Raw genomic sequence first — 23,139 nt, forward strand, 5'->3', positions numbered from 1 at the left:
TCTTATTTCACTTCTTGCCTTAGCATAATAATATTAGTGGTAAATAGTCAACAATCTTAATCAATTATTTTTAAAGGATGGAAAAAATGCAAAATAAGCGCCAAATTTATGGTGACCGAATCGTAGTCAAAGTTGGTACTAGCACTCTGATTCGTCAAAATAGCAAAATCAATCTAGAAGTTATTAAGAAACTAGCTCATGTACTTAGCACTTTAAAGAAAGATGGTAAAGATGTCGTTCTCGTTTCATCTGGAGCTATTGGTGTCGGTATGGGAGTACTGGGAATCGATAAGCGTCCAATTAAAATCTCCAAACAACAAGCCGTCGCAGCTGTTGGTCAAGCTGAATTGATGCAAATTTATAACGAGGCCTTTCACGAATATGGGATGTCAGTTGCCCAAATGTTGATCACTCGTGATATAATCGATTATCCCGAAAGTCATACTAACGTGATGAATAGTTTCCAAGAATTGATGTCTATGGACAATGCTATTCCTATCGTCAACGAAAACGATACTGTCACCGTTTCCGAGTTGGATCATCACACTAAATTTGGCGATAATGATCAATTATCCGCTATCGTAACTAATTTGGTTGATGCTGACTTGTTAATTATGTTGTCAGATATTGATGGTTTCTATTCGGCAAATCCGCTTAAAGTTCCCGATGCTCATTTAATCAACAGTATTAGTAAAATTAATCCTGATATTATTGCAGCTGCAGGTGGACATGGAACCAAATACGGCACTGGTGGTATGACAACTAAACTAAAAGCCGCAGAACTAATTTTGAAACATAACCAGCAGATGGTCCTTACAAATGGTAAAAATCCTGATGTTATCTTCAATATTCTTTCCGGTGATGCAGTTGGGACTCTCTTCTCCAAAAACATTCAATGATCCCTAGGAGGAAAATATGAATAACGAATATCCAATTGCCAAAGCTATCGTTACTTTGATTACCAGTTACAAGAACCTCGTTACTAAAAAGATTCGTCCCTTAGGACTCTACCCTGGTCAAGATATGATCTTACTGGAATTATTCAAAAATAATAATATTTCACAAAATAAATTAGTCACCACTTTATGCGTTGATCATTCAACTATTGCCAAATCGATCAGTCGCATGACCAAAACTGGCTTAGTAACAACCTCTAAATCTAAAAAAGACAAACGTATAACTCTTGTTAGTTTGACTGACAGTGGCGTACAACTGGCTCAAAAACTTCAGGCCATCTTATTAGAAGCAGAAAAAACTACTACTAAGGGTTTGAGTACTGAAGAACAACGTCTCTTTTTAGAAATGATTGGTAAAATTAGTCAAAATATTAGCAACGGTTAAATATGTTGGCAGCCACATAAATTAGAGTAGAATACTAATTACGTTGACAGCAACACAACGCAAATAAATTAAAATTACTTAGACAAGAAAATAGTGGACATAAGTCCACTATTTTTTTGCTATAACTACTTTTTCCAATAACTGATATACTTAAAACATTAGAAAGCGTTTTAGGAGGATACAATGACTAATCTCGAAGAAATGGGCCAAAAAGCCCAAGATGCTGCCTTTGAATTAGGACAACTAGGTTCCAAAGAAAAAAATACGGCCCTTTTGACTATGGCTGACAGTTTAGTATTGAATACTAAAGAAATTGTTGCGGCCAACAAAGAGGACTACGACAAAGCTAAGGAAAATGGTACTAAAAAAGCGATGCTCGATCGTCTATTGTTAACACCTGATCGCATCAATGATATGGCTAATGGTTTACGTCAGGTGGTCGAACTACCCGACCCTATCGGTAAAGTGGATCGCGGTTGGCAAACAACTAGTGGACTCGACATTACTCAAGAACGTGTACCTTTAGGTGTTATTGGGATGATCTACGAAGCTCGTCCTAACGTTACCGTTGATGCTGCCGGTTTGTGTTTCAAAGCCGGTAACGCTGTTATTCTGCGCGGTGGTAAGGAAGCCATCAATTCTAACATTGCCCTCTCAGAAACTTTACGTCATGCTCTTCAAAAAGTCGGTATTAATCAAGATGCTGTTCAATTAATCGATGATGTCAGTCATGAAACAGCTCAAAAGATGATGGAGTTGAATCAATACATTGATGTTTTAATTCCTCGCGGTAGTGGGAAATTTATCAAGATGGTCGTCGACAAAGCTAAAGTTCCTATTATTGAAACTGGTGCTGGTAATTGCCACATCTATGTTGATAAGGATGCTGATCTAGACAAAGCCCTCAAGATTATCATCAATGCAAAAGTTCAACGCCCTTCCGTCTGCAATGCCGCTGAAAAAGTAATTTTACATCGTGATATTGCTAATCAATTCTTGCCTGAACTTTATGATGCCTTACAAGCTAACAGTGTTGAAGTTCGTGGTGACACTTTATCTAAGGCCATTGTTCCTGACATTGTTCCTGCTACCGAAGAGGACTGGGGTACCGAGTATGATGACTATATTATTGCCGTTAAAATCGTTGACTCAATTGATGATGCTATTAAGCATATCAACAAATACAACACTAAACATAGTGAATCCATTATTACTGAAAACTACAGTAGCAGTCGTCAATTCATGAAACAAATTGATGCTGCAGTTGTTTATACTAATGCTTCAACTCGATTCACTGATGGACAACAATTCGGCTTTGGCGCAGAAATTGGTATCAGTACACAAAAACTTCATGCCAGAGGTCCTATGGGTGCCAACGAATTAACAACGACAAAGTATTTGGTACAAGGCGATGGACAAATCAGAAAATAGAATTCAAACTATCAACCAAATTACCAATAAGCACATGCAATTATTTTTAGAGGCCGATCCGTCTCAAGAAATAATTGAAAGCTATTTGCCGCGGGCCCACAAATTTGAATTAGTCTGTGGAAAAAGTTTATTGGGTGTAATTTTACTGTTAGACACTCATCCACAAACAGTGGAAATTGTGAATATTGCTGTGGATGAAAATTTTCGTAATCATGGTTTAGGTGAGGATTTAGTTAACTTTGCTTGTGATTGGGCTAAAATTCATAATTATAAAACAATTGAAATTGGTACTGGCAGCACTAGTTTTGCACAACTCTACCTTTATCAAAAATGTGGTTTCCGAGTTGTTAACATTGATTCCAACTTTTTTGTTGATAACTATTCCGAACCAATTATCGAAAATAAACTAGTTTTAAAAGATATGATTAGACTCAAAAAGGTACTTCCTTAAACGGAAGTACCTTTTTAATTGGAGTTCTTTCTAGATAGAGCAACCGAGTGCTTAATAAATTTATAGATATGTAAATCTTTAGCAATCAAAAGTATGTCACCCACCATTACGGCTACAACAATAACAGATAAAAAGATAATCTGCCCAAACAATGATGCATCCAATTGAAACCCTTGGAATCTCAAATCAGTCAACACTGCATAGACGATATAACCGATAATCAAAAATTCAATAAATTCAAAGAGTCCTTGAAATCGGGCTCCAAAGCGCTGATCTAGTTTTCTATCTAATGTACTTAGTTTTTCATCAGAAAAGAAAGATAATTCTATTATCGTGTTTCTCATGTTTAAAATTATTTCCAAAAGTAAAAGTAAGAGCCAAAACAAGAAAATCGACATGAATCCTATAAAATAGTCACTAGATAACATTATTTTTCCTTTCATATATCTAACCCAATTTTAAATACTTCTGTCGAATTTCTCAAGTTACTTTCATTCTGTAAGCGAAAACATTTTAATAACCTAGTGAGTAATTAACTACATTTTCAACAACTTCACCATTTTCAACATATGACTTAAGATTACGCTTAAAAATATCAAAGGCTCGTTCTTCATAATGAACGCTCGCCCCTGCATCATGTGGTGTGATAATAACGTTCTTCATATCCCAAAGTGGACTATCACTTGGCAATGGTTCAGGTGTAGTTACATCCAAAGCTGCACCAGCAATAGCTTCATCGTTCAATGCCTCAACTAAATCATCCATATTGGTTGTTTTTCCGCGACCAATATTAATGTAATAGGCCTTTTTAGACATGGCATCAAATAAATCTTTATTAAAGATACCCAAAGTCTCATCAGTGTCTGGCAAAGCATTGATCACAAAGTGAACTTCGTTGATTCTGTTAGAAAGTTCTGACATAGGAATCATTTCATCGATGTATTCAGCAGGTTTGTCGCTATGACGAACACCGATTGTCTTCATACCTAGAGCTTTAGCATATTTGGCAATCAAAGTACCAATATGGCCAACACCGACGATCATGACAGTCTTATTATAAACTTCGTCATAACCTTCATCGTGTTTCCACTCTCTTGCATCTTGATGTCTGGCTGTTAAATTCATGCGACGAACAAACATTAACATATAGGCCAAAGTTTGTTCCGCAATATTAATCGCATTAGCACCTGAACCATTAGTTAAAATAACACCCTTATTATTCAATTCAGGCAATGGTAGTGCATCAACACCTGCACGAACAACTTGAATCCAATTTAAAGTTTCACTTTTAACTACAGCGTCTTTCAACGTATTGGACCAGTCATAAAGTACTTCCACACCATCAAGATCTTCTGGTGTCACCTGTTTGGGAGATACAACTTGTAAATCAATGTTAGAAATTGACTCAATCTTCTCTCGTTGCTTTTTGGTTAAATTAACTAAACTAAGAACTTTCATCTTTCTACCTCATTTTTAATTTTAGGTTATGTTTCTACTATATAGCAAAAACTGCTCAATATTTAATTGTTTGTCAAAAAATATTCGGAATGTATGATACAATATTACACGTTGCTCATTATTTGATTTATTTTACTATTTATGTTAGTGATGGTTGCCCCGTATTGGTGGGACAATTTTTTTATGTTAATTTGCACTCTTGAAAGACAAATTAGAGCGAATTAAAAACGATTGACCCATTTTTGAGTGAATTTTAATATTCGTGTTTTACTAACTATAATATAAATCTAATGAGAAAATTCAAATTATATTTAGGGGTAGTATCTATTATGCACTATACGTTGTTAGTACGTTGCGTCGCTGAATTTATCGGAACAGCCATCATGGTTGCCCTCGGTAACGGTTCTGTTGCCAACGTTGAATTAAAAGGAACAAAAGGTTTCCACGGTGGGTGGATCTTGATTGGATTTGGTTATGGTATCGGTGTTATGATTCCAGCCATGATGTTTGGTCCCATTTCTGGTGGACAAATTAATCCGGCTATGACATTAGCACTTGCTTTCAATGGCGAATTCCCATGGGCTGAAGTTGGTCCATATATCATCTCTCAATTCTTAGGTGCCATCTTCGGTCAATTAATGATCGTTGCCGCCTACAAACCTTATTACAATCAGACCGAAAACGTCGAAAGTATCTTGGGAACATTCTCAACTATCGATGCTGAAAACAGTCGTATCAATGGATTTATTAATGAATTTATCGGAACATTTATTTTAGTTTTTGGTGCCGTTGCTTTGACATCAGATCACATCGATCCACGTGCCGACTTTATCGGATTAGGATTCTTAGTTATGTGTTTAGTTGTTTCATTTGGTGGACCAACAGGTCCAGCCTTGAATCCAGCTCGTGATTTAGGACCACGTCTATTGCATGCTTTATTACCTTTAAATCCAAAAGGTTCTTCACAATGGAAATATAGTTGGGTTCCAGTTGTCGCTCCAATTTTGGGTGCAGTTTGTGCCGTTAAGTTATACGGAGCATTCTTCTAAAAGAACGTGGAACAAACCGATTAGATTTTGAGCATTTTCAGAACTTTGCAAAACAAAAAAAAGAGCTATAACTTCACAACAGAAGTTATAGCTCTTTTTCTATTTATAAGACAATCCTCGTTTAAACCTCTTCCAAAAACTAGAATCATCTGTCTGCAACATCAAGCCTTGATAGATTTTACCAATATACGTTGCCAACAAGATGATACTTGCTAAGAGAATCAAGAGTGAAATTGTTATTTCCATGACACTAGCGTTGTTATTAATCAAACGTAGCGGCATGAAGTACGATGAGAAGAATGGAACGTAAGACAAAATCTTAACAACGATTGAATCCACGTTATTTTGAAATGGAAATGTGACAAAAAATGCCACCAGATTCAACATAACAACTGGTTGCGCAGCTTTAGACGCATCTTCTACTTTCGCAACTAAAGCTCCACAAAAGGCCGCTAAGATAGTATAAATTACCACTCCTAATAATAGGTAAATCAAATTAATACTCAACAAATTATGCATAACTGAATTAATCAGCGATTGATATTCGTCAACAAATGACTTGGTTAGCGATGAATTCTCAGCAAAGATGTACGCACCCCAGCCACCGATTAAATAAACAAGAATCTGTGTCAAAATAACTAACAGAACACCAAAGATTTTACCTAAGAAATATTTCAAAGCTGTAGTACTGGAAAAAATAATCTCCATAACTTTGGTTCCCTTTTCCGAAGCAATTTCCTGTGCTGTAATATTCGTATAAGTAATCAGAATCATGTAAACCATAATAACTGTGATCCAGAAAGAAATGATTTTTCCTAAATTAGCGGTTCCAGCTTTCTCTTGGATATGCTCTGTCAATTTAGGTCGTTGTTGCAAAGCTTGCAACTGTTGACTCGATAATTTAGCCTGTGCCATATTCAACTGTTGTTGTGTTTGAGCCAAGAAGGAATTTACTTTTGATTTCATTGACGAACTCAATGAGGTTGTTCCTACATATTTAGCTGTCACTTGTTTATTGTCAGCTTTTAAAACGATATAACCTGCTAAGTTGTCTTTTCTCATTTTCTTAGCAGCAGTTTTTTCATCAGTAACTTTTTTATCGATATTATCTGAATTCTCTTTTAAGAAATTCTTTCGTAACGTTGACTGTGAGCTGATGATTGCCACATTAGAACTATTGGCACCACTAGAAGCTCCTACGTATCCAGCTCCTATTGTAATGCCTAACATTAAAAATGGGCCCAGAATCAACATGACGAAACTCCACGATTTAACTTGTCTTAGAAAAGTTTCAAAAGTTACAATCCATAATTTATTCATCTTTCTCACCGGCCTTCCTTCTAAAAATTTCATTTAGAGTTGGAGCCTGTTGACTGAATTCTTCAATGTACTGACCGTTTGTTAATTCATCAAAAATGGTTTTACCCGATGATTCCTCATCTAAATAAAGAACAAAACGCCTTTTTTCTAATGGTTTGGCCGCAACTACATGTGGCAACATAGCCAACTCATCGATAGTTTTATCGGTTGTAACGTAAATTCTAGTCTTGCCGAAGGAATCACGTACTTCTTGAACAGTTCCGTGTAAGACAATTTTTCCATTACGCAACATTACCAACTTATCACATATCTCTTCAACATTTTCCATATCATGGCTAGAAAAAATAATCGCGGCACCACGTTTTTTAGCATCCAAAATAGCTTGTTTCAATAAATCAGAATTAACGGGATCAAGTCCACTAAACGGTTCATCTAGAATAATTAACTTAGGATCATGAATCAAAGTACAAATTAATTGTACCTTTTGCTGATTACCTTTAGATAAGTCTTTGATTTTATCTTTCTTATTTCCCTTGACCGCAAATTTTTTCAACCAGCTATCAATTACTGGTTTAATTTCTTTGGTCGACTTATTTTTCAATCGAGCTAAATAAATTATCTGCTGTTCAATCGTCAACTTGGGCATTAAACTACGTTCTTCTGGAAGATAGCCAATTTCGTCGAAAACACTCTCGGTAATTGGTTTATCATTCCAAGTAATGGAACCTTGGTAATTCAGAAAGTTCAAAATACTATGAAAGGTAGTTGATTTTCCAGCTCCATTTTGACCAATCAACCCTAGAATTTCACCATCGGCAACATCAAACGTTACCTGCTTTAAAGCTTGTAACTCACCGAATTGTTTACTAATATGATCTATCTTTAGCATTGGCTTTCCCCCTTGTATTGTACTAGCCTAAATTATACAGGCTTTTATCCATACCGTGTTTAAGCAAGCCCTTTTTTATAAAAATAGTTATGTTACAGTAAGGATTAACATGAGTCTTGGGGGATTTTATATGACTGACAAACAAAAAGGATTTTTCTATGCAATTATGGGGCCGGTTTTATGGGGATTCTCTGGTAGTATTGCCCAATACCTCTTCACTGAAGAAAGCATCCCTACACAATGGATCGTCGGTATTCGTTTAATTTTTGCCGGTTTGATGCTTGTCATTTGGTGTTATTTTGCTGATTCGAAAGAATTATTCGCTATTCTAAAAAAGCCACGCTACGTTATTCAATTATTGGCCTTTGGATTATTAGGTATGTTACCGGCCCAGTATACTTATTTTATGGCTATAAAATATGGCAATGCACCTACTGCCACAGTTCTGCAATTTTTAGGACCACTATTCATCATTCTTTATTTATCACTACGAAAATTACAGTGGCCACGAAGAATTGATATTATTTCTATCGCTTTAGCTTTATTAGGAACTTTCCTTCTAGTAACACACGGTCACATCGGTCAATTAATGTTATCGCCAGCAGCAATCTTTTGGGGAGTGTGTGCCGGCTTGAGTCAAGCTTCCTATACGCTTTTGCCAAGGGAATTATTAAAACGCTTTGATGCACGAATTGTCACCGGTTGGTCTATGTTGTTAGGTGGCATCGTCTTTGCACCTTTCGCCGACTTAACTAATGTCCCTACTTTAACTGGTACTGCTTGGATTGCCATCATTTTCATTATTACTGGTGGAACTATGTTCTCATATTTATTCTATTTACAGAGTTTAAACTATTTAACTCCTTCAACTACAGGAATGCTGAGCGCTTTTGAACCTTTAACAGCAACCGTTCTAGCCGTAACGTTATTGAATACTAAAGTAAGTGGAGCTGAACTGATTGGTGCTTTATTAATTCTAGGAATCACTTTCTTACAGGCCTTACCACCTAATCTCTTTAGTTTGAAGTTCCGTTATAAAAATCATAATTGAAACAAAATACGTTGCCAATTCTATTTTGAATTGACAACGTATTTTTGTTTATTTCTCGGTTAAACCATTGGCTCGATTTTGACTATAAACCAGATCATTAATGGTTCTTTCATTACCTTTTAGAATATGTTCAATATCGCCACCACGGTAAATCTTTTCCATCGCGTCTTCTTCCAACTTACGAATCGTCTGCATTCCTTCTAATAGAATTCCAGAATTACCATAATTAGGAACTGTGTTGTTTAACTGTTGCCCCGGAATTTTACCTTCTGGGTGCTTAGCATAGAATTTCTGCAAAATTGATGTTTTTTGCGAATCTTTATTTAAAGCCATATACCCAGTTGATTTTTGCCATTCAGCCTGAACTTCTGGTCTAACTGTATACTTGATAAACTCATAAGCGCCCTTTTGAACTGCTTCGGGTTTATCATTAGAAATCCAAAGTGCAGCTCCACCAATAGAAACACCGTTAGCTTTTTTCCCATCTGGATGTGGGAAATAAGTAATACCCAGCTTGTTTTTATTCTTCTTGTTCAATTGACTCATACTGGCTGATGATTGAATGTACATTCCTACTTTATTGGTTAAGAAACCTGAAGTTTGGTTTGTGCTTGCCATTGAACCGGATCCATAATCCATAAAATCACCATCTTTAATATTCTCACGAATCCATTTAAAGAATTCAACAGATTCAGGAGTATTGATATTAACTTTAGTTGGTATTCCGGTATGTCCATCATTTTCGTTAGCAAACATTCCGCCAGAATTAGCAATTGCTTCTTCTAATAACCACCCATAAATTTGAACCGTCATTCCTTTAACTTTATGATGTGATTTCTCATAAAGTTCTTTAGCAATCTTGGTGATCTCACTATATGAAGGTGAAACTGACGGTGGTGTAATTCCATACTTCTCTAATAATGAAGCATTATAGTAAAGTACCGGTTGAGATGTATTAAAAGGCATAGCCTGTTGTTTACCACCTTGAGCATGAAAAGCCCGAGCAACTGGTGAAATTTTGCTTAGATCATAATGATCTTGATCAACAAATTTTTGAATCGGCGTAGTGTACTCACTATGAAGAACTTGAGCCGTAGAAACATTTGAAGATTGGAAAACTGCTGGAGATGTATTCGTCCCATGAGTTTGAAATATTTTTTGAATTGCAGTGTCATATGAGCCTTGATACTTAGGTATTACTTGATATTCATTCTGTGATTTATTGAAATTGTTAACTAATTTCAATAAAGTCTTCTCGGCAGGACCACCCATTTCGTGCCAGAAAACAATTTGTGTACGATTGTCTTGCGGTTTTGATTGTGCAAAGACATTCTTTCCAAAGAAAGTTATCAAGACAACACCCAGAATGACTGCTACAGACACAATTAGTTTTTTATACTTAGACATTAGACTATCCCATCCCTATTAAACTAAGTATCTAGTGATAACCATTAGCTCGATTAGTAGTTGTTAAATTATCGTCGATTTTCTTATCAGTATCTTTCAAGGCATTGGTAATGTCGCCACCATTATAAATACTTTCCATTGCAAATTGTTCAATTTGACGAGTCTTTTGCATTCCTTCCATCAAAATACCTGAATTGAAGTGATTAGGAACTGCTTCTTGTAATTGTTGACTAGGCACTTTGGACTCTGGATGTTGCTTATAAAGTCCTTTAAGAATTGATGTTTGTTGTGAATCCTTATTTAAGGCGAGGTATCCTGTATCTTTTTGCCATTGAGCTTGTACTTCTGGTTTTAGAGAATATTTAATAAATTCAAAAGCACCATTTTGGACCGCTTTAGGTTTATCATTTGAGATCCAAAGAGCAGCACCCCCAATAGCAACACCATTAGCTTTTTTGCCATCTGGATGTGGGAAGTATGTGATTCCTAATTTATTTTTATTCTTCTTGTTCAATTGACTGATACTTGCTGAAGACTGAATATAAATACCGACCTTACCATTTAAGAAACCTGTAGTTTGGTTAGTTCCAGCCATAGCACCTGAACCATAATTCATGAAATCGCCAGCTTTTTGATTTTCACGAATCCATTCAAAGAATTCCTTTGAAGCATCATTGTTAATAGTTGCCTTAGTTGGAATACCTGTATGACCATCGTTGTTATTAGTGAGACCTACACCAGCATTGGCCATTGCTTGTTCTAATAACCAACCATAGATTTGAACCGTCATTCCTTTAACTTGATGATGTGATCTTTCATAAAGTTGTTTTGCCACACGTGTGATATCACTATATGAAGGTGATACTGGCGGTGGTGTAATTCCGTATTTCTCTAACAAACTAGCATTGTAATAAAGAACTGGTTGTGAAGTATTGAAAGGCATTGCTTGTTGTTTGCCATCATTAGCATAGAATGAACGAGCAACTGGTGAAATCTTATTTGCATCAAAGCCATCTTTATCAATGAAATCTTGAACAGGTACTGTGAATTTACTATGCATCATTTGAGCAGCTGAGATATCAAAAGCTTGGAAAACTGCTGGAGAAGTTCCAGTACCATGAGTCTGTAAAATCTTTTGAATTGCGGCATCATATGAACCTTGATACTTAGGAACAACGTGATACTTAGTTTGTGATTTATTAAAACCATCAACGATCTTCATTAATGACTTTTCAGCAGGTCCACCCATTTCATGCCAAAAGACAACTTCTGTACGATTATCCTTTACTGTTGCTGACTTAGTTGATAATGTTTTTCCAAACATTGCTACCACAGCAACCGCCAAAACTAGGATCAGAGGCAGAACTAATTTTTTATATTTTGACATTATTTGACAGCTCCTTCATTCAATCCTGACTTGAAGTAATGTTGTCCAATGAATAGAACAAGAATCGTTGGAATAACAATAATTGCGGCACTGGCTTGAATCATACCCCAGTTGTTAAACGTTTCCTCTGATTGTAATTGTTTCAAACCGTTTTGAATAACACGTGAATTATTACTGAATGTAACTAAAATTGGCCATAGATAGGAATTCCAAGCACCTAGGAAGCTGTAAGCACCTAAAGTAATCAAACTGATACGGTTATATGGTAGAACGACTTTCCAGAAAATTTGGAAATGATTCAAGCCTTCAATGTCAGCTGCTTCTTTCAATTCCTTAGGAGTTTGCATGAAAGATTGACGCAGCATGAATGTACCAAACGCTGATGTTAAAGATGGAACAATCATTGCTGAATAATGATCCAATAATCCTAAAGCTTTTACTGTTTGAAAATTAGGAATAATAGCCGCTTCAGATGGTAGCATCATTGTAATCATAAATAAGGCAAAGAAGAATTTTTTATACTTAAAATCTAGGAAAACGAAGGCATAGGCACTCATTGAACAGAAAAGTAAATGAGCAAACATTGTAATTGTCGCTACAACAATCGTGTTACCCAGATAACGTAAGATTGGTGTATTTGTAAAGGCATCGATATAGTTGGTAAGTGAAATATTAGTACTGAAATAATTACCTTTTAAAATATCAGCTGTTGGTAAAAAGCTTGTCCAAATACCAATGAAGAACGGTACTAGAATAACTACAGCCAATAGAATTAAAAGAAAATAATTAAAAATATTTTTCAAAACATTACGTTCATCAATATTCGCCATTAGTAATTTACCTTCTTTTCTAGGAATTTGAATTGCAAGTAAGTAAAGAAGGCAATAATCACAGTTAAAATAATTGCTTCTGCACTTGATTTAGCATAGTTTCCGCCAAAGAAAGCATCATTATAAATACGGTAAACTAGCATGTTGGTTGCATTAGTTGGACCACCCTTAGTGATAAGATCGATCAAACCAAAGCTCTTAAATGAACCAATAATTGTAATTGTTGAGATAAAGAATAATGTTGGGGAAATCATTGGCAAAGTAATATGGAAAAATTGATAATGTTTAGAAACACCTTCGACATCAGCTGCTTCATAAAGTGTCGTCGGCACTGATTCGATAGCACCCAAGAAAACCAAGAAAACAAAACCTAAATGCATCCAAACGGTTGTAATGATAATTGCCCACATCGCATTAGTTGGATTAGCTAACCAATTGATTGTTGGTAAATTCAACATCTTTGTTAATAATGTGAAGAATCCTGCAGAAGGATTGAAAATAAATAGCCAGAAAATAGCAGCAACTGAAACTGAAACTCCCATTGTTACTGAATAAAGTGTTCGGAAAATAGCGATTCCCGGTAACTTTTGACTTGCCAGATTGGCTAATAATAGACCCATAGCAATTGTGAAGAATGTTACCCCAACAACATAGACCAGTGTTACCCACATACTGGAAACAAAATCTGGTGAAGAAATTAGTTTTACATAATTTTCCAGACCTACGAAAAGCGTTGTATTACCGAAAGTATTAGTTAAGAACAAACTAATATAGAGTGTTCGAAACATTGGATAAAAAACGAAAAGTCCTAAAAGAAATAGTGATGGACCGGCGAAAATAGAAGCATAGTATTTATCATTGGCAGTCAGTTTGAATTTGCTCTTTTGTTTTGCTTCAACTTTCTTTTCAGGTATGACATCAGTTGCTGAAGTCTTAAGCATTGATTAGATCCTCCCTATTTGCAGTTACATTGATTCCGTCTTGATTGAATAACAGAACATTGTTTGTTGAAGAAATTTTGATATTTTCAAACATATCGAAATGAGCATCACTTGGAACAATGGCTGATACTTCATTACCATTACTGAATGTTGCATAAACGATCTTTTCGTCCCCTAAAAATTCCACATTTTGCACTGTTGCATTAGCAGATAATTCGTCGGCCTTTTCCACAACTAATTCATTTGGTCTGATACCAACCTTTAATTCCTTTTCAGTAACAGTTTGATCAAGATCAACTTGGAAATCATTGTTAACTCGGATAGCTTTGTCTGAAATCTTTGTTGCGTAAAGAATATTGATTGGTGGAACCCCGAAAAATCCGGCGACAAACTCATTAGCTGGTGTCTTGTAGATTTCGGCTGGTGTACCGATTTGTTGAACTTTTGAGTCATGTAAAACCATGATGTGATCAGCCATTGTCATTGCTTCAACTTGGTCATGAGTAACATAGATCAAAGTAATACCTAATTTTCTTTGTAGAGCATAAATTTCTTGACGCATCTTAATTCTTAATTGAGCATCTAAATTTGATGATGGTTCATCCATTAAACAGATCTTGGCATCGCTGGCTACGGCACGAGCTAGAGCCACACGTTGTCTTTGACCACCAGATAATTCACGAGGCTTTCTATCTTTCAAATCTTCCAAGTTAACCATTTTCAAAGCATTGTTAACACGTTCTTCAACCTCGGATTGGTCATGTTTTCTAGCCTTTAAACCAAAAGCAACATTATCCCAAACACTTAAAAATGGGAACAAAGCATAACTTTGAAAAACCATTGTTAAGTTACGATCCTTGGGTGGTAAATTGTTAACTACTTGACCATCAATGCTAATTTCACCATCACTAATTTGAGTTAGTCCAGCAATCATACGTAGTAAAGTACTCTTACCACAACCAGATGGTCCAACGATTACGAAGAATTCACCCGTTTCGATTTCGGCGGTAACATTTTTTAGAACCGTCTTTCCTTGATCGTATTGTTTACAAACATTTGTTAATAATGTAGACATATTTAACCCTCCATATAAGTCATTAGCTATAGTATGTTGGAATTATGTATATATATAATCTATTTAATGTAAATTATGTGTAAAAAAAGAGGACTGTTTTCAGTCCTCTTTTTCAATTAATCATTTTAATTTTTATAGTTTGTTGTATTCTTCATCAGTAACCTTTTCAAGCCATTCTGATTTTCCTTTAGTAATAGCAACATGACTGAACCAACTATCTTTAGTTGCTCCGTGCCAATGCTTAACGCCTTCTTTAATAACAACGACGTCACCTTGTTTTAATAGTTGAGCCGGCTTACCCCACTCTTGGTACCAGCCTTCGCCACCAGTAACAAGTAAAATTTGAAAACCATCATGATGAATATGCCAATCATTACGACAACCTGGTTCAAAAGTTACATTTCCAACACCAAAATCAATATTGTCTTCTGGTTTTACTAAACTATTCAAATAACTTTGTCCAATAAAGTATTTAGCATAAGCTTCATTTTTGTCTCCAACAGGAAAAACTCCATCTGTTCTTAATTCTTCATTTTTTGCCATAATTAATCTTCCTTCCAAATTTCTTTTGCACGATTGAAAGCACTCCAAGCCTTTGGCCATCCAGCATAAAATGCTAAATGAGTGATTTCCGCAACGATTTCATCTTTTGTAATGCCATTTTTCTTACCAATTTTTAAATGTGCGTCTAATTGTTCAATATTTCCAGCTGAAATAATACTTGCAATAGTAATTAATGAACGATCATGGGCAGAAAGTTCGTTTTCTTTACTCCAAACTTCTCCGAATAATACATCGTCATTCAATGCTGCAAATTGTGGGGCAAAATCACCCAACATGTCACGTCCAGCAGTTTGTTTCTTTGCCATAATCAATTCCTCCTCGTATCAAGTTGATAAATACATTAAACAACTTAAAGTTAACTTTAAGTCAAGGATAAATACAAAAAAAATCTCAAAAATATTAAATAAATATTTTTGAGATTTCTAATTTATCTATCTTCTAAATAACCATGATTCAAATTCTGTAAATATTTAGAAAAGCTTTCACTGTCTTCAATGTGTCCGCCTTCTTTACCCTTATACCAATCCAATTTATCATTGAGAATCGTCCAACCATCTTGCAATCTTTGATACTCAACTTCAAAATTACGACGAACTTCCTCTAATAACTCAATTCGTTGATTGATGGTTGAATCACCTTGCGCACGTAATCTGACATAGCGCTTCAATTGTTCAATTGACATTCCAGTACTCTTGAGATGCAAAAGAAAATTGACCCAGCGAATATCTTGATCGGTATAGTAACGGATGCCATTATCAGTTCGATGAGGATTGATCAGACCTTCTTTTTCATAATAACGCAATGTAGGACTATTTAATCCCACCATTTCAGCAAAATCACTGATTCGGTATTTAGTTGTCTCTTCTGCTTCATTTACTGGCATTATTTCACCTTCTACTTAAAGTTGACTTCAAGTATAGCATCTTCTACAAGTCAACTCCACCATCGACTCTTAGAATTTGACCTGTAATAAAATCATTTTCCATCAAGTAAATATAAGCTGAGGCTACCTCCTCAACTGTAGCGACACGGTTTAATGGCACTGTTTCCACAAAACTATGTTTTTGCTTAGCTAGTTGCTTTGAACTCAAGTCACGCCACAATCCTGTAGGTGTCCAAGTTGGTGATACGGCATTTACTCGATAGTCTGGAGCCATTTCAACAGCTAGACCATCAACCATCGTATTAATAGCTTGATTCCCTATAATCGCACCCGAAGCGTCATAGGGATGACCACCTGAACCTGAAGTCAAAATGATTGAACCATTCTTGTTTAAATGTTTACTAGCAATTTGTACCAGTTGCAAATTAGCAAAAAATTTATCATCAATTGCCTTTTTAATAGTGGCGACTGAACTATCTAGAAAACCACCACTCATAGCGCCACCTAGCATTGATACCACATGATCAAAGGAACCATACTTTTCAAAGAAACGTTTCAACTGTTTTTCATCCTGTGCATCTAATGAACTACCTTGAATATTCTCCTCGTAACGTAACTGATTTACACGTTCTTGATCACGGCCGATGACATATACATCAGCATCCTTATGTTGAGCCATGATAGCGACTTCTTTACCAAACCCTGAAGTTCCCCCAATGACGAGAACTTTATCATTTTCCAAAGACATAAATTTACCTTCAATCATTCATTAGATTTCAATGCACCGATCATATCGATGTGTTTTAATTTCCGATGTGTAACTAGCATAACAATTGCTGTGAAAATTATCATCAACAATGTAGCGACAATATAACCGAACCAATGAATCGTTAATGGGAAAATAACCTGTTCTGTCGCGGCTTGATTCAAGATATAAGCAGTCAATAAATTACCCACTCCATATCCAATAATAATACCAACTATTGTTAAAATTATATTTTCCCGAACAACATACATCGTAACTTCATTATTATAGAAGCCTAAAACTTTAATAGTAGAAAGTTCTCTGATTCGTTCTGAGACATTGATATTCGTTAAATTATAAAGTACAACAAATGACAATATTCCCGATAAGAGAATCAGAATTAAAATAATTGGACGTAACAGACTCGACATCTTGGAAACTGTATCAAAGACATCATGCGTATAGCTAGTTCCCATCACTTCTTTAGAATCTAATAATTGGTTAGCCAAATGTTTTCTCTGCGCACTAGTCTGCTTCTTTAAACCAAGCAATAAGGTATTAGGTTTCAAATCACCAATTTTATCCTGGTAAATTTGTGGATTCAAATATAAGAAATGACCCACATAATTTTCAGTAATAGCACCAACTTTTAAATTGAGCTTCTTACCACTGGTCATCGTCACATGAATCTGATCACCCTTTTCCACATTAAGAAGTTTGGCAGTCTTCTTAGTCAAAACAACTTTGTCTTTATCTAAATTAGCAGTCAAATGAACATATTTTTTAAAGTTTTTCACAGACAGTGGTGTATAAACATTAACATCATTAACCTGTTTTTCTCCAGCTTTCAACTTAGCCGTTGTCGAATTGATCTTAGTATTATTCTGATAAGTTTTATCCTGATTCAGGATTTTATCAACTTTACTATAATTAGCGTCATCATTCATTTTGACAACTGCTTGATAACTGAAAATATTCTTATACTGTAGGTCACCACTAGCAGTAATTGAATTCTGAAGTCCAAAACCAGTTAAAATTAAAGCTGTTCCGCCGGCAATCCCGATGATAGTCATAAACATTCTAGATTTGAAACGGAAAAGATTTCGATAACTAACTTTTCGGTTGAAACTCAGATGATTCCAAAGGGGTTTGATTCTTTCCAATAGTATTTTTTTAGCCGATTTAGGAGATTTAGGTAACATCAATGAAGCTGGACCCTCATCTAATTCTCTTCTAACCACGATTACAGCAGCTCCAACAGTTGCCAATAGGGAGAAAATCAAGGCAATCAATAACGTTTGCCTGGTTGAGCCAATAACCCAATCTAAAGCAATATATTGTTTATACATTGACAGTACAATTCGAGGCAAGGTCTCTGTTCCAATCACAGCCCCTAATACCGCTCCAATTAGACCAGCTGACAAAGCATAGTAAATGTAGTTTCGTGCAATCGACCATTTACTGTAACCCAAAGCCTTGAAGGTTCCGATTTCTCCACGTGCTTCTTCGACCATTCTTGTGATTGTTGTAAAAGTGATCAAAGCTGCAATTAAGAAAAAGAAGACTGGAAAGACATTGGCGATCGCAGCGATTCGATCAGAACTCTCGCCATAGGCTGAAAAGCCAGTCAAATCCTGGCGCGTTTGCCAAGTATAAGTTGTCTTAGTTTGTTTCATAATCTTCTTTTTAGCAGCATCTAACTTTTCTTGTTGCACAGCTGCCGCTGTAGGATTAACCTTTTCCAATTGGTCTAGAGCTGTTTGTTGTTGATTCAAAGTAGCTAGATAACTGCCAGCCACTTCCTTTGTTCTTTGCTGAGGGCGTAATTTAAATTCGTGTTTTAAAGCCTTAACCTTTTTGTCCACAGCATCTTTATAACTGTTACTAAAAGTATTCTCATCTTTCAAGGAATTGAAGTGAATATTCAATAAAGTTGCGGTCGAAAGGTTCATTTGATTCTTAGGAATATAGGCGAACAAACTAACTTGTCCATCGGCAATATTCGTAACACCACGTGACTGATTATCAATGTATTGTGGTGAGTCAGCAAAACCAACAATTTTGTAAGAACGGCGCTTTAAATCAGCATTTTTAGAAAATTTAAAGGTATCACCTATTTTATAATCATATTTATTACGAGCATTTTTATCTAAAACAATTTCATGATCATTTTTAGGCAAACGTCCATTTCTAATAATCAGTTGATTCTGCTTAGCGTTTTTATCATAGCCATACAAAGCAATCGCAACTTTAGATTTGCCACCCATAACGTATTTAAATTTCGTCGTTTCAGCTTTGGCTCCCGCAACCTTTTCAGCCAGCTGAATATCTTTTTTTCCAAAACCAGTCGTCGACAACACTTGCACGTCTGATAAATTTTTATCGGCAATCGTCTTATTCAATGAATCATTCAAACTAGGTCCTGTCGCTTTGACACCAACAAAGATCAACACACCTAACATAATAATCAGAATAATTGCAATAAAACGTCCCTTAGCCTTATTGATACTGCGCATCATATTTCTAGTTAATGGTTTCATGATTACCACTCAATATCTTTCACTGGTGTGGGTGTCTTATTATCTTCAATCGACTGCACTTTGGCATCATGAATCCGAATTACCCTATCAGCCATCTTAGCCAAAGCTGAATTGTGGGTGATGACGATCACGGTCTTATTGTCCTTATGACTAGCATCCTGTAAAAGTGTCAAAACTTGCTTACCTGTCTCATAGTCCAAAGCTCCTGTTGGTTCATCACATAGAAGTAACTTTGGATTCTTGGCTAAAGCACGGGCAATGGCGACACGCTGTTGTTCCCCACCAGATAATTGAGAGGGAAAATTGTCAATTCGATTACCCAAACCAACGGCCTTCAAAGTATCAGTCGCATCTAGAGCATCTTTAACAATTGCTGAAGCCAACTCAACATTTTCTTTCGTTGTTAAGTTAGGAATCAAATTATAGAATTGAAAAATAAATCCCACGTCATTACGACGATAGGTAGTCAATTCACGTTCAGAAAACTCAGCAATATCAGTGCCATCAATAACGACCTGTCCATCAGTTGGCGTATCCATACCACCTAAAATGTTTAGAACTGTCGACTTACCAGCACCACTAGGTCCCAAAATGACGGTTAACTTGCCCTTATCGACATCAAAGGTTAATTTATCATTTGCGACAATTGTTGTTTCTCCCATTTGATATTTTTTTGATTCATTTTTCACTTCGATATACGCCATTATGCTCTCACCCTTCTTAATACTTCTATTATAGTGGAAAGCAAATGTAACTTTAAGTTAAAAACCCACAAATAAATTCATAGAAAAAACATTTTGGATCTTATTGAAGATTGATTAGAACGGAAGCTTCCCGTTTTATTTCAATCTCACTTACTTCTCTTTTTGAAATGAACTCGATTCAATTTTATTTGTAAAAAGGCGACTAAACTGCAAATAAGAAATAACACACATGTTATCATAAGAAAACCGCCAACGTGGCTCTGTGGCATTAACGATTCAGCGGTTGCTGTCCCTTTGGAAAAGAAGGTTGGTAGATCATCAATAATATGAAACACAATAACTAATGATAAATTATGAGTCTCATAATAAAGCGTTCCATACAACATCCCCGATGCGGCCGCTACAATCATTTGGGCTACTACAATCCACTTGTTAGTAACATTTAACATATTTCCTATATGAATTATTCCAAAACTCAACGAACTTATTAGGACAATTAAAAAAGGCTTCGAATTTAACACTTTCTCTAACTGTGCGATTAATAAGCCACGATAAACGTACTCTTCACCAATCCCCACTAACAGTATAGTTACAAAAGCAAGCCACCCTGTCTTGGGCCATCCAAGATTAGAAAACTTTCTAAAAAAGAGCATAAGAATAAGCAATGGCAAAATATTTAAAATTTGGCGTACTATATGTTTTGTGCTAAATAAATCTACTTTTAGCTTCCAAAATTTAAAATTGCATGTTACTGCGATCAAGATGAGCAATGTGTCCAAAAACATCTGTATATATTTCTGATCAAATTTAAAAATTGGATAAATCATATCTACTATAAATATCGTAATCGGTACTAATAATATGATTAAGACAGCTTTCCAAATATTCCTTTTTTTACTCATTATCTTTTCCCCCTATCTTCGTATCTTTAAAATAGTTCTTATTGAAAATAAAAATGCAGTAATATCATGAACGAGTACTTTTTTATTCTCGAATGAACCATGAGGTCAAAAAAATCAGTATAAAATTACTACAAAAAAGGCGCCTATTTAGAATCACACATTAAAGTGTGTATCCTGAATAGACGCTATTATTTTTGGAATCGTGATTACCAGATATTAATTCTCTTATCTTCATCAATCCACATACCATCGCCTGGTTTTACATCGAATGCTTCATAGAATTCATCTAAATCCTGTGACATAACGTTGGCACGTAAAGGTTGTGGTGCATGAACGTCAGTTGCCAATAATCTTTCATTGTATTCTGGAGTTGCCTTAAAACGCCATGATTTAGCCCAAGTAATAAAGAACTCCTTAGCGCTATAATCTTTATCCATCTTGGCAGCCTCGATTGCACAACGTAATCCACCGACATCGGCAATATTCTCACTAACTACTAATTTGCCGTTTACTTTACCGCCAGAGAATGGAATTCCATTGAACTGATCAATCATCTGTTGCGTTAATTTCTCAAATTTAGCGTAATCTTCCTTAGTCCACCAGTTCTTCATATTACCGTACTCATCAAATTTGGCACCGTCATTATCAAAAGCATGGGAAATTTCATGAGCAAACGTTGCTCCAATACCGCCAAAGTTCTCACTACTTGTTTGTTTCAAGCTATAAAATGGCGCCTGCAAGATCCCTGCTGGGAAAGTAATATCATTTCTCGACGGATCGTAACATGCGTTAACCATTTCACCAGGCATTAACCAAACCGTACGATCGACTGGTTTACTAAATTTAGCCAATTCATTTTGACGAACAATACGATTAATCCGTGTGATGTTGTCATATAAGGATTCTGATTCATCAATCTTTAGTTGCTTAAAGACTTCTTGAATCTTATCCGGATAACCGACTTTAATCACAATCTTGTTCAACTTCAAAATAGCCTTATCTTTGGTTGCTTGACTAAGCCAAGTATTGTCAGCTAAACGTTGCTTATAAATATCAATCATACGTTCAACCATATTTCTCACGTCAGCCTTAGCCTTTTCACCAAAATACTTCTTGCCGTAATAAATACCAATGACTTCATCAAAGTTATCCTCAGCTAAATGATAAGCAAACTTAGTCCTACTTTGTAATTCCTTAGCTCCACTAAGAGCCAGCTTGTATTCTCCTACCGTTTGGCGGAAATCTTCATCCAAGGATTCACTATTTGTTACTAAATATCTGACCAGCATCCAAGCCTTCAAATTTTCAAAAGTATCATCATTTACCAACTGATCTAAATTCTTCAAAAATCTAGGCTGAACAATGATCACTTTCTCTGGAGTAGCACCGATTTGATCAACTACTAATTCCTTCAGATTAAGATTTTGCGACTTAGTAATGAATTCTTCAAAGGACATTGGGTTATAAATTTTGGAATACTCGGCCCATTCTTCGGAAGTCTTAACTATTGGAACCAGACTCTTATCAAAGGTTAAGGCCTTACCAACTGTTTCTTTAGCCAATTTCTCTGAATAACCTATCATGACTAAAAGTTTGTTGGCCACTTCTGCGTACTTAGCCAAAAGTTTTTTACCAGACTGATTATCACTTGCGTAGTATGTGTTATCAGGCAAAATCAAGTCTATACCATCAACATAAACAGCATTATGGACTGTATCTTTCATATCGGCATCGACCCAAACATTAGTTGGTAATATGAAATCTTCTTTACCAAATTGTGCCAATTGTTGATTTAGATCTGCTAAAGATTTTAAATTTTCAATTTTTTGAAGATCTTTCAGAATTGGTTTTTCATGTAATTCTTTTAAGAAATCGGTATTCTTAGCGAGGCGGTACAATTTAATAGCTTGTAAGAATTCATTTCCTTCGACTTCAGTATCATTTTCAGCTAATTGTTGAAAGTCATCCATCAATTCCTTTTCAATCTCTAGGTCTAAATCCATTGAAGCACCAGCACTAGATTTATCAGCAGGAACTTCAGCCTTTTCCTGCCAGGCCCCGTTGACGGCCAAATACAAATTATCTTTATAATCGGCTTGCTTACCTTCAGTTAAATCTCCGGCTCCACCCATAATTTTACTTGTTAACATACTTTCACCCCGCGTTTTGAT

At 35.7% G+C, this 23,139-nt stretch carries 23 protein-coding genes; 6 read left to right on the forward strand and 17 right to left on the reverse strand.

Going from position 1 to position 23,139, the window contains the following annotated elements; all coding sequences use genetic code 11:
• Window positions 1-86 precede the first annotated feature (86 nt).
• From proB to FD33_RS08630, 4 genes are all read left to right on the forward strand, one after another.
• Window positions 87-899: a glutamate 5-kinase gene (gene proB / locus FD33_RS08615; RefSeq protein WP_025084773.1), complete on the forward strand. Its 813-nt coding sequence runs from the start codon at window positions 87-89 to the stop codon at window positions 897-899.
• Between the two features lie 16 nt (window positions 900-915).
• A complete protein-coding gene (locus FD33_RS08620; RefSeq protein ID WP_025084772.1) occupies window positions 916-1,341 on the forward strand; it encodes a MarR family winged helix-turn-helix transcriptional regulator in 426 nt (141 codons plus the stop codon).
• A 183-nt stretch (window positions 1,342-1,524) separates the two neighbouring features.
• A complete protein-coding gene (locus FD33_RS08625) occupies window positions 1,525-2,772 on the forward strand; it encodes a glutamate-5-semialdehyde dehydrogenase (RefSeq protein WP_025084771.1) in 1,248 nt (415 codons plus the stop codon).
• Window positions 2,753-3,223 carry a GNAT family N-acetyltransferase gene (locus tag FD33_RS08630; RefSeq protein WP_034543902.1) on the forward strand — a complete coding sequence of 157 codons (471 nt, stop codon included), beginning with the start codon at window positions 2,753-2,755 and terminating at the stop codon, window positions 3,221-3,223. Before FD33_RS08625 ends, FD33_RS08630 begins: the two co-directional genes overlap by 20 nt.
• Before the next feature lie 14 nt (window positions 3,224-3,237).
• Here the strand turns inward: FD33_RS08630 and FD33_RS08635 are convergent, their stop codons facing one another.
• Window positions 3,238-3,567 (reverse strand): hypothetical protein, encoded by a 330-nt coding sequence (locus tag FD33_RS08635; protein ID WP_193322515.1) that lies wholly within the window; start codon window positions 3,565-3,567, stop codon window positions 3,238-3,240.
• A 169-nt stretch (window positions 3,568-3,736) separates the two neighbouring features.
• Window positions 3,737-4,681, reverse strand: coding sequence for a D-2-hydroxyacid dehydrogenase (locus tag FD33_RS08640; protein WP_025084768.1), 945 nt, complete (start codon window positions 4,679-4,681; stop codon window positions 3,737-3,739).
• A gap of 329 nt (window positions 4,682-5,010) precedes the next feature.
• Between FD33_RS08640 and FD33_RS08645 the strand changes: the two genes are divergently transcribed.
• Entirely contained in the window at window positions 5,011-5,730 is a 720-nt protein-coding gene (locus FD33_RS08645; protein WP_025084767.1) for an MIP/aquaporin family protein, read from the forward strand.
• Between the two features lie 99 nt (window positions 5,731-5,829).
• Here FD33_RS08645 and FD33_RS08650 read toward each other — a convergent pair whose 3' ends face one another.
• Together FD33_RS08650 and FD33_RS08655 are read right to left on the reverse strand one after the other, a co-directional pair.
• Window positions 5,830-7,050 carry an ABC transporter permease gene (locus FD33_RS08650; RefSeq protein WP_025084766.1) on the reverse strand — a complete coding sequence of 407 codons (1,221 nt, stop codon included), beginning with the start codon at window positions 7,048-7,050 and terminating at the stop codon, window positions 5,830-5,832.
• Complete coding sequence (locus tag FD33_RS08655) at window positions 7,043-7,939, reverse strand: ABC transporter ATP-binding protein (protein WP_025084765.1); 897 nt, start codon at window positions 7,937-7,939, stop codon at window positions 7,043-7,045. Before FD33_RS08655 ends, FD33_RS08650 begins: the two co-directional genes overlap by 8 nt.
• 130 nt (window positions 7,940-8,069) lie before the next feature.
• On the opposite strand from FD33_RS08655, the gene FD33_RS08660 reads away from it, so the two are divergent.
• Complete coding sequence (locus FD33_RS08660; RefSeq protein WP_025084764.1) at window positions 8,070-8,990, forward strand: DMT family transporter; 921 nt, start codon at window positions 8,070-8,072, stop codon at window positions 8,988-8,990.
• Between the two features lie 48 nt (window positions 8,991-9,038).
• Here FD33_RS08660 and FD33_RS08665 read toward each other — a convergent pair whose 3' ends face one another.
• From FD33_RS08665 to FD33_RS08725, 13 genes are all read right to left on the reverse strand, one after another.
• Window positions 9,039-10,397 (reverse strand): ABC transporter substrate-binding protein, encoded by a 1,359-nt coding sequence (locus FD33_RS08665; RefSeq protein ID WP_056955911.1) that lies wholly within the window; start codon window positions 10,395-10,397, stop codon window positions 9,039-9,041.
• 31 nt (window positions 10,398-10,428) lie between these two features.
• Complete coding sequence (locus tag FD33_RS08670) at window positions 10,429-11,784, reverse strand: ABC transporter substrate-binding protein (RefSeq protein WP_025084762.1); 1,356 nt, start codon at window positions 11,782-11,784, stop codon at window positions 10,429-10,431.
• Window positions 11,784-12,614, reverse strand: a complete 831-nt coding sequence (locus FD33_RS08675) for a carbohydrate ABC transporter permease (protein WP_025084761.1) — start codon at window positions 12,612-12,614, stop codon at window positions 11,784-11,786. The genes FD33_RS08670 and FD33_RS08675 overlap by 1 nt, the downstream gene beginning before the upstream one ends.
• Window positions 12,614-13,555 carry a carbohydrate ABC transporter permease gene (locus tag FD33_RS08680; RefSeq protein ID WP_025084760.1) on the reverse strand — a complete coding sequence of 314 codons (942 nt, stop codon included), beginning with the start codon at window positions 13,553-13,555 and terminating at the stop codon, window positions 12,614-12,616. Before FD33_RS08680 ends, FD33_RS08675 begins: the two co-directional genes overlap by 1 nt.
• A complete protein-coding gene (locus tag FD33_RS08685) occupies window positions 13,548-14,630 on the reverse strand; it encodes an ABC transporter ATP-binding protein (RefSeq protein WP_025084759.1) in 1,083 nt (360 codons plus the stop codon). The genes FD33_RS08680 and FD33_RS08685 overlap by 8 nt, the downstream gene beginning before the upstream one ends.
• 132 nt (window positions 14,631-14,762) lie before the next feature.
• Window positions 14,763-15,173: a cupin domain-containing protein gene (locus tag FD33_RS08690; protein WP_025084758.1), complete on the reverse strand. Its 411-nt coding sequence runs from the start codon at window positions 15,171-15,173 to the stop codon at window positions 14,763-14,765.
• A 2-nt stretch (window positions 15,174-15,175) separates the two neighbouring features.
• Window positions 15,176-15,499: a carboxymuconolactone decarboxylase family protein gene (locus tag FD33_RS08695; RefSeq protein ID WP_025084757.1), complete on the reverse strand. Its 324-nt coding sequence runs from the start codon at window positions 15,497-15,499 to the stop codon at window positions 15,176-15,178.
• Between the two features lie 122 nt (window positions 15,500-15,621).
• Window positions 15,622-16,077, reverse strand: coding sequence for a MerR family transcriptional regulator (locus FD33_RS08700; protein WP_025084756.1), 456 nt, complete (start codon window positions 16,075-16,077; stop codon window positions 15,622-15,624).
• A gap of 43 nt (window positions 16,078-16,120) precedes the next feature.
• Window positions 16,121-16,825: an SDR family oxidoreductase gene (locus FD33_RS08705; protein WP_025084755.1), complete on the reverse strand. Its 705-nt coding sequence runs from the start codon at window positions 16,823-16,825 to the stop codon at window positions 16,121-16,123.
• A 14-nt stretch (window positions 16,826-16,839) separates the two neighbouring features.
• Window positions 16,840-19,362 (reverse strand): ABC transporter permease, encoded by a 2,523-nt coding sequence (locus FD33_RS08710; protein WP_025084754.1) that lies wholly within the window; start codon window positions 19,360-19,362, stop codon window positions 16,840-16,842.
• A gap of 2 nt (window positions 19,363-19,364) precedes the next feature.
• The gene (locus FD33_RS08715; RefSeq protein ID WP_025084753.1) at window positions 19,365-20,066 is read right to left on the reverse strand and encodes an ABC transporter ATP-binding protein; all 702 of its coding nucleotides are present in this window, start codon (window positions 20,064-20,066) and stop codon (window positions 19,365-19,367) included.
• Window positions 20,067-20,212: 146 nt separating this feature from the next.
• Window positions 20,213-20,968 (reverse strand): CPBP family intramembrane glutamic endopeptidase, encoded by a 756-nt coding sequence (locus tag FD33_RS08720; protein WP_025084752.1) that lies wholly within the window; start codon window positions 20,966-20,968, stop codon window positions 20,213-20,215.
• A gap of 206 nt (window positions 20,969-21,174) precedes the next feature.
• A complete protein-coding gene (locus FD33_RS08725) occupies window positions 21,175-23,118 on the reverse strand; it encodes a M13 family metallopeptidase (protein ID WP_025084751.1) in 1,944 nt (647 codons plus the stop codon).
• Between the last annotated feature and the right edge of the window lie 21 nt (window positions 23,119-23,139).

This window comes from Companilactobacillus paralimentarius DSM 13238 = JCM 10415, assembly GCF_001434985.1.
GTDB lineage: Bacteria > Bacillota > Bacilli > Lactobacillales > Lactobacillaceae > Companilactobacillus > Companilactobacillus paralimentarius.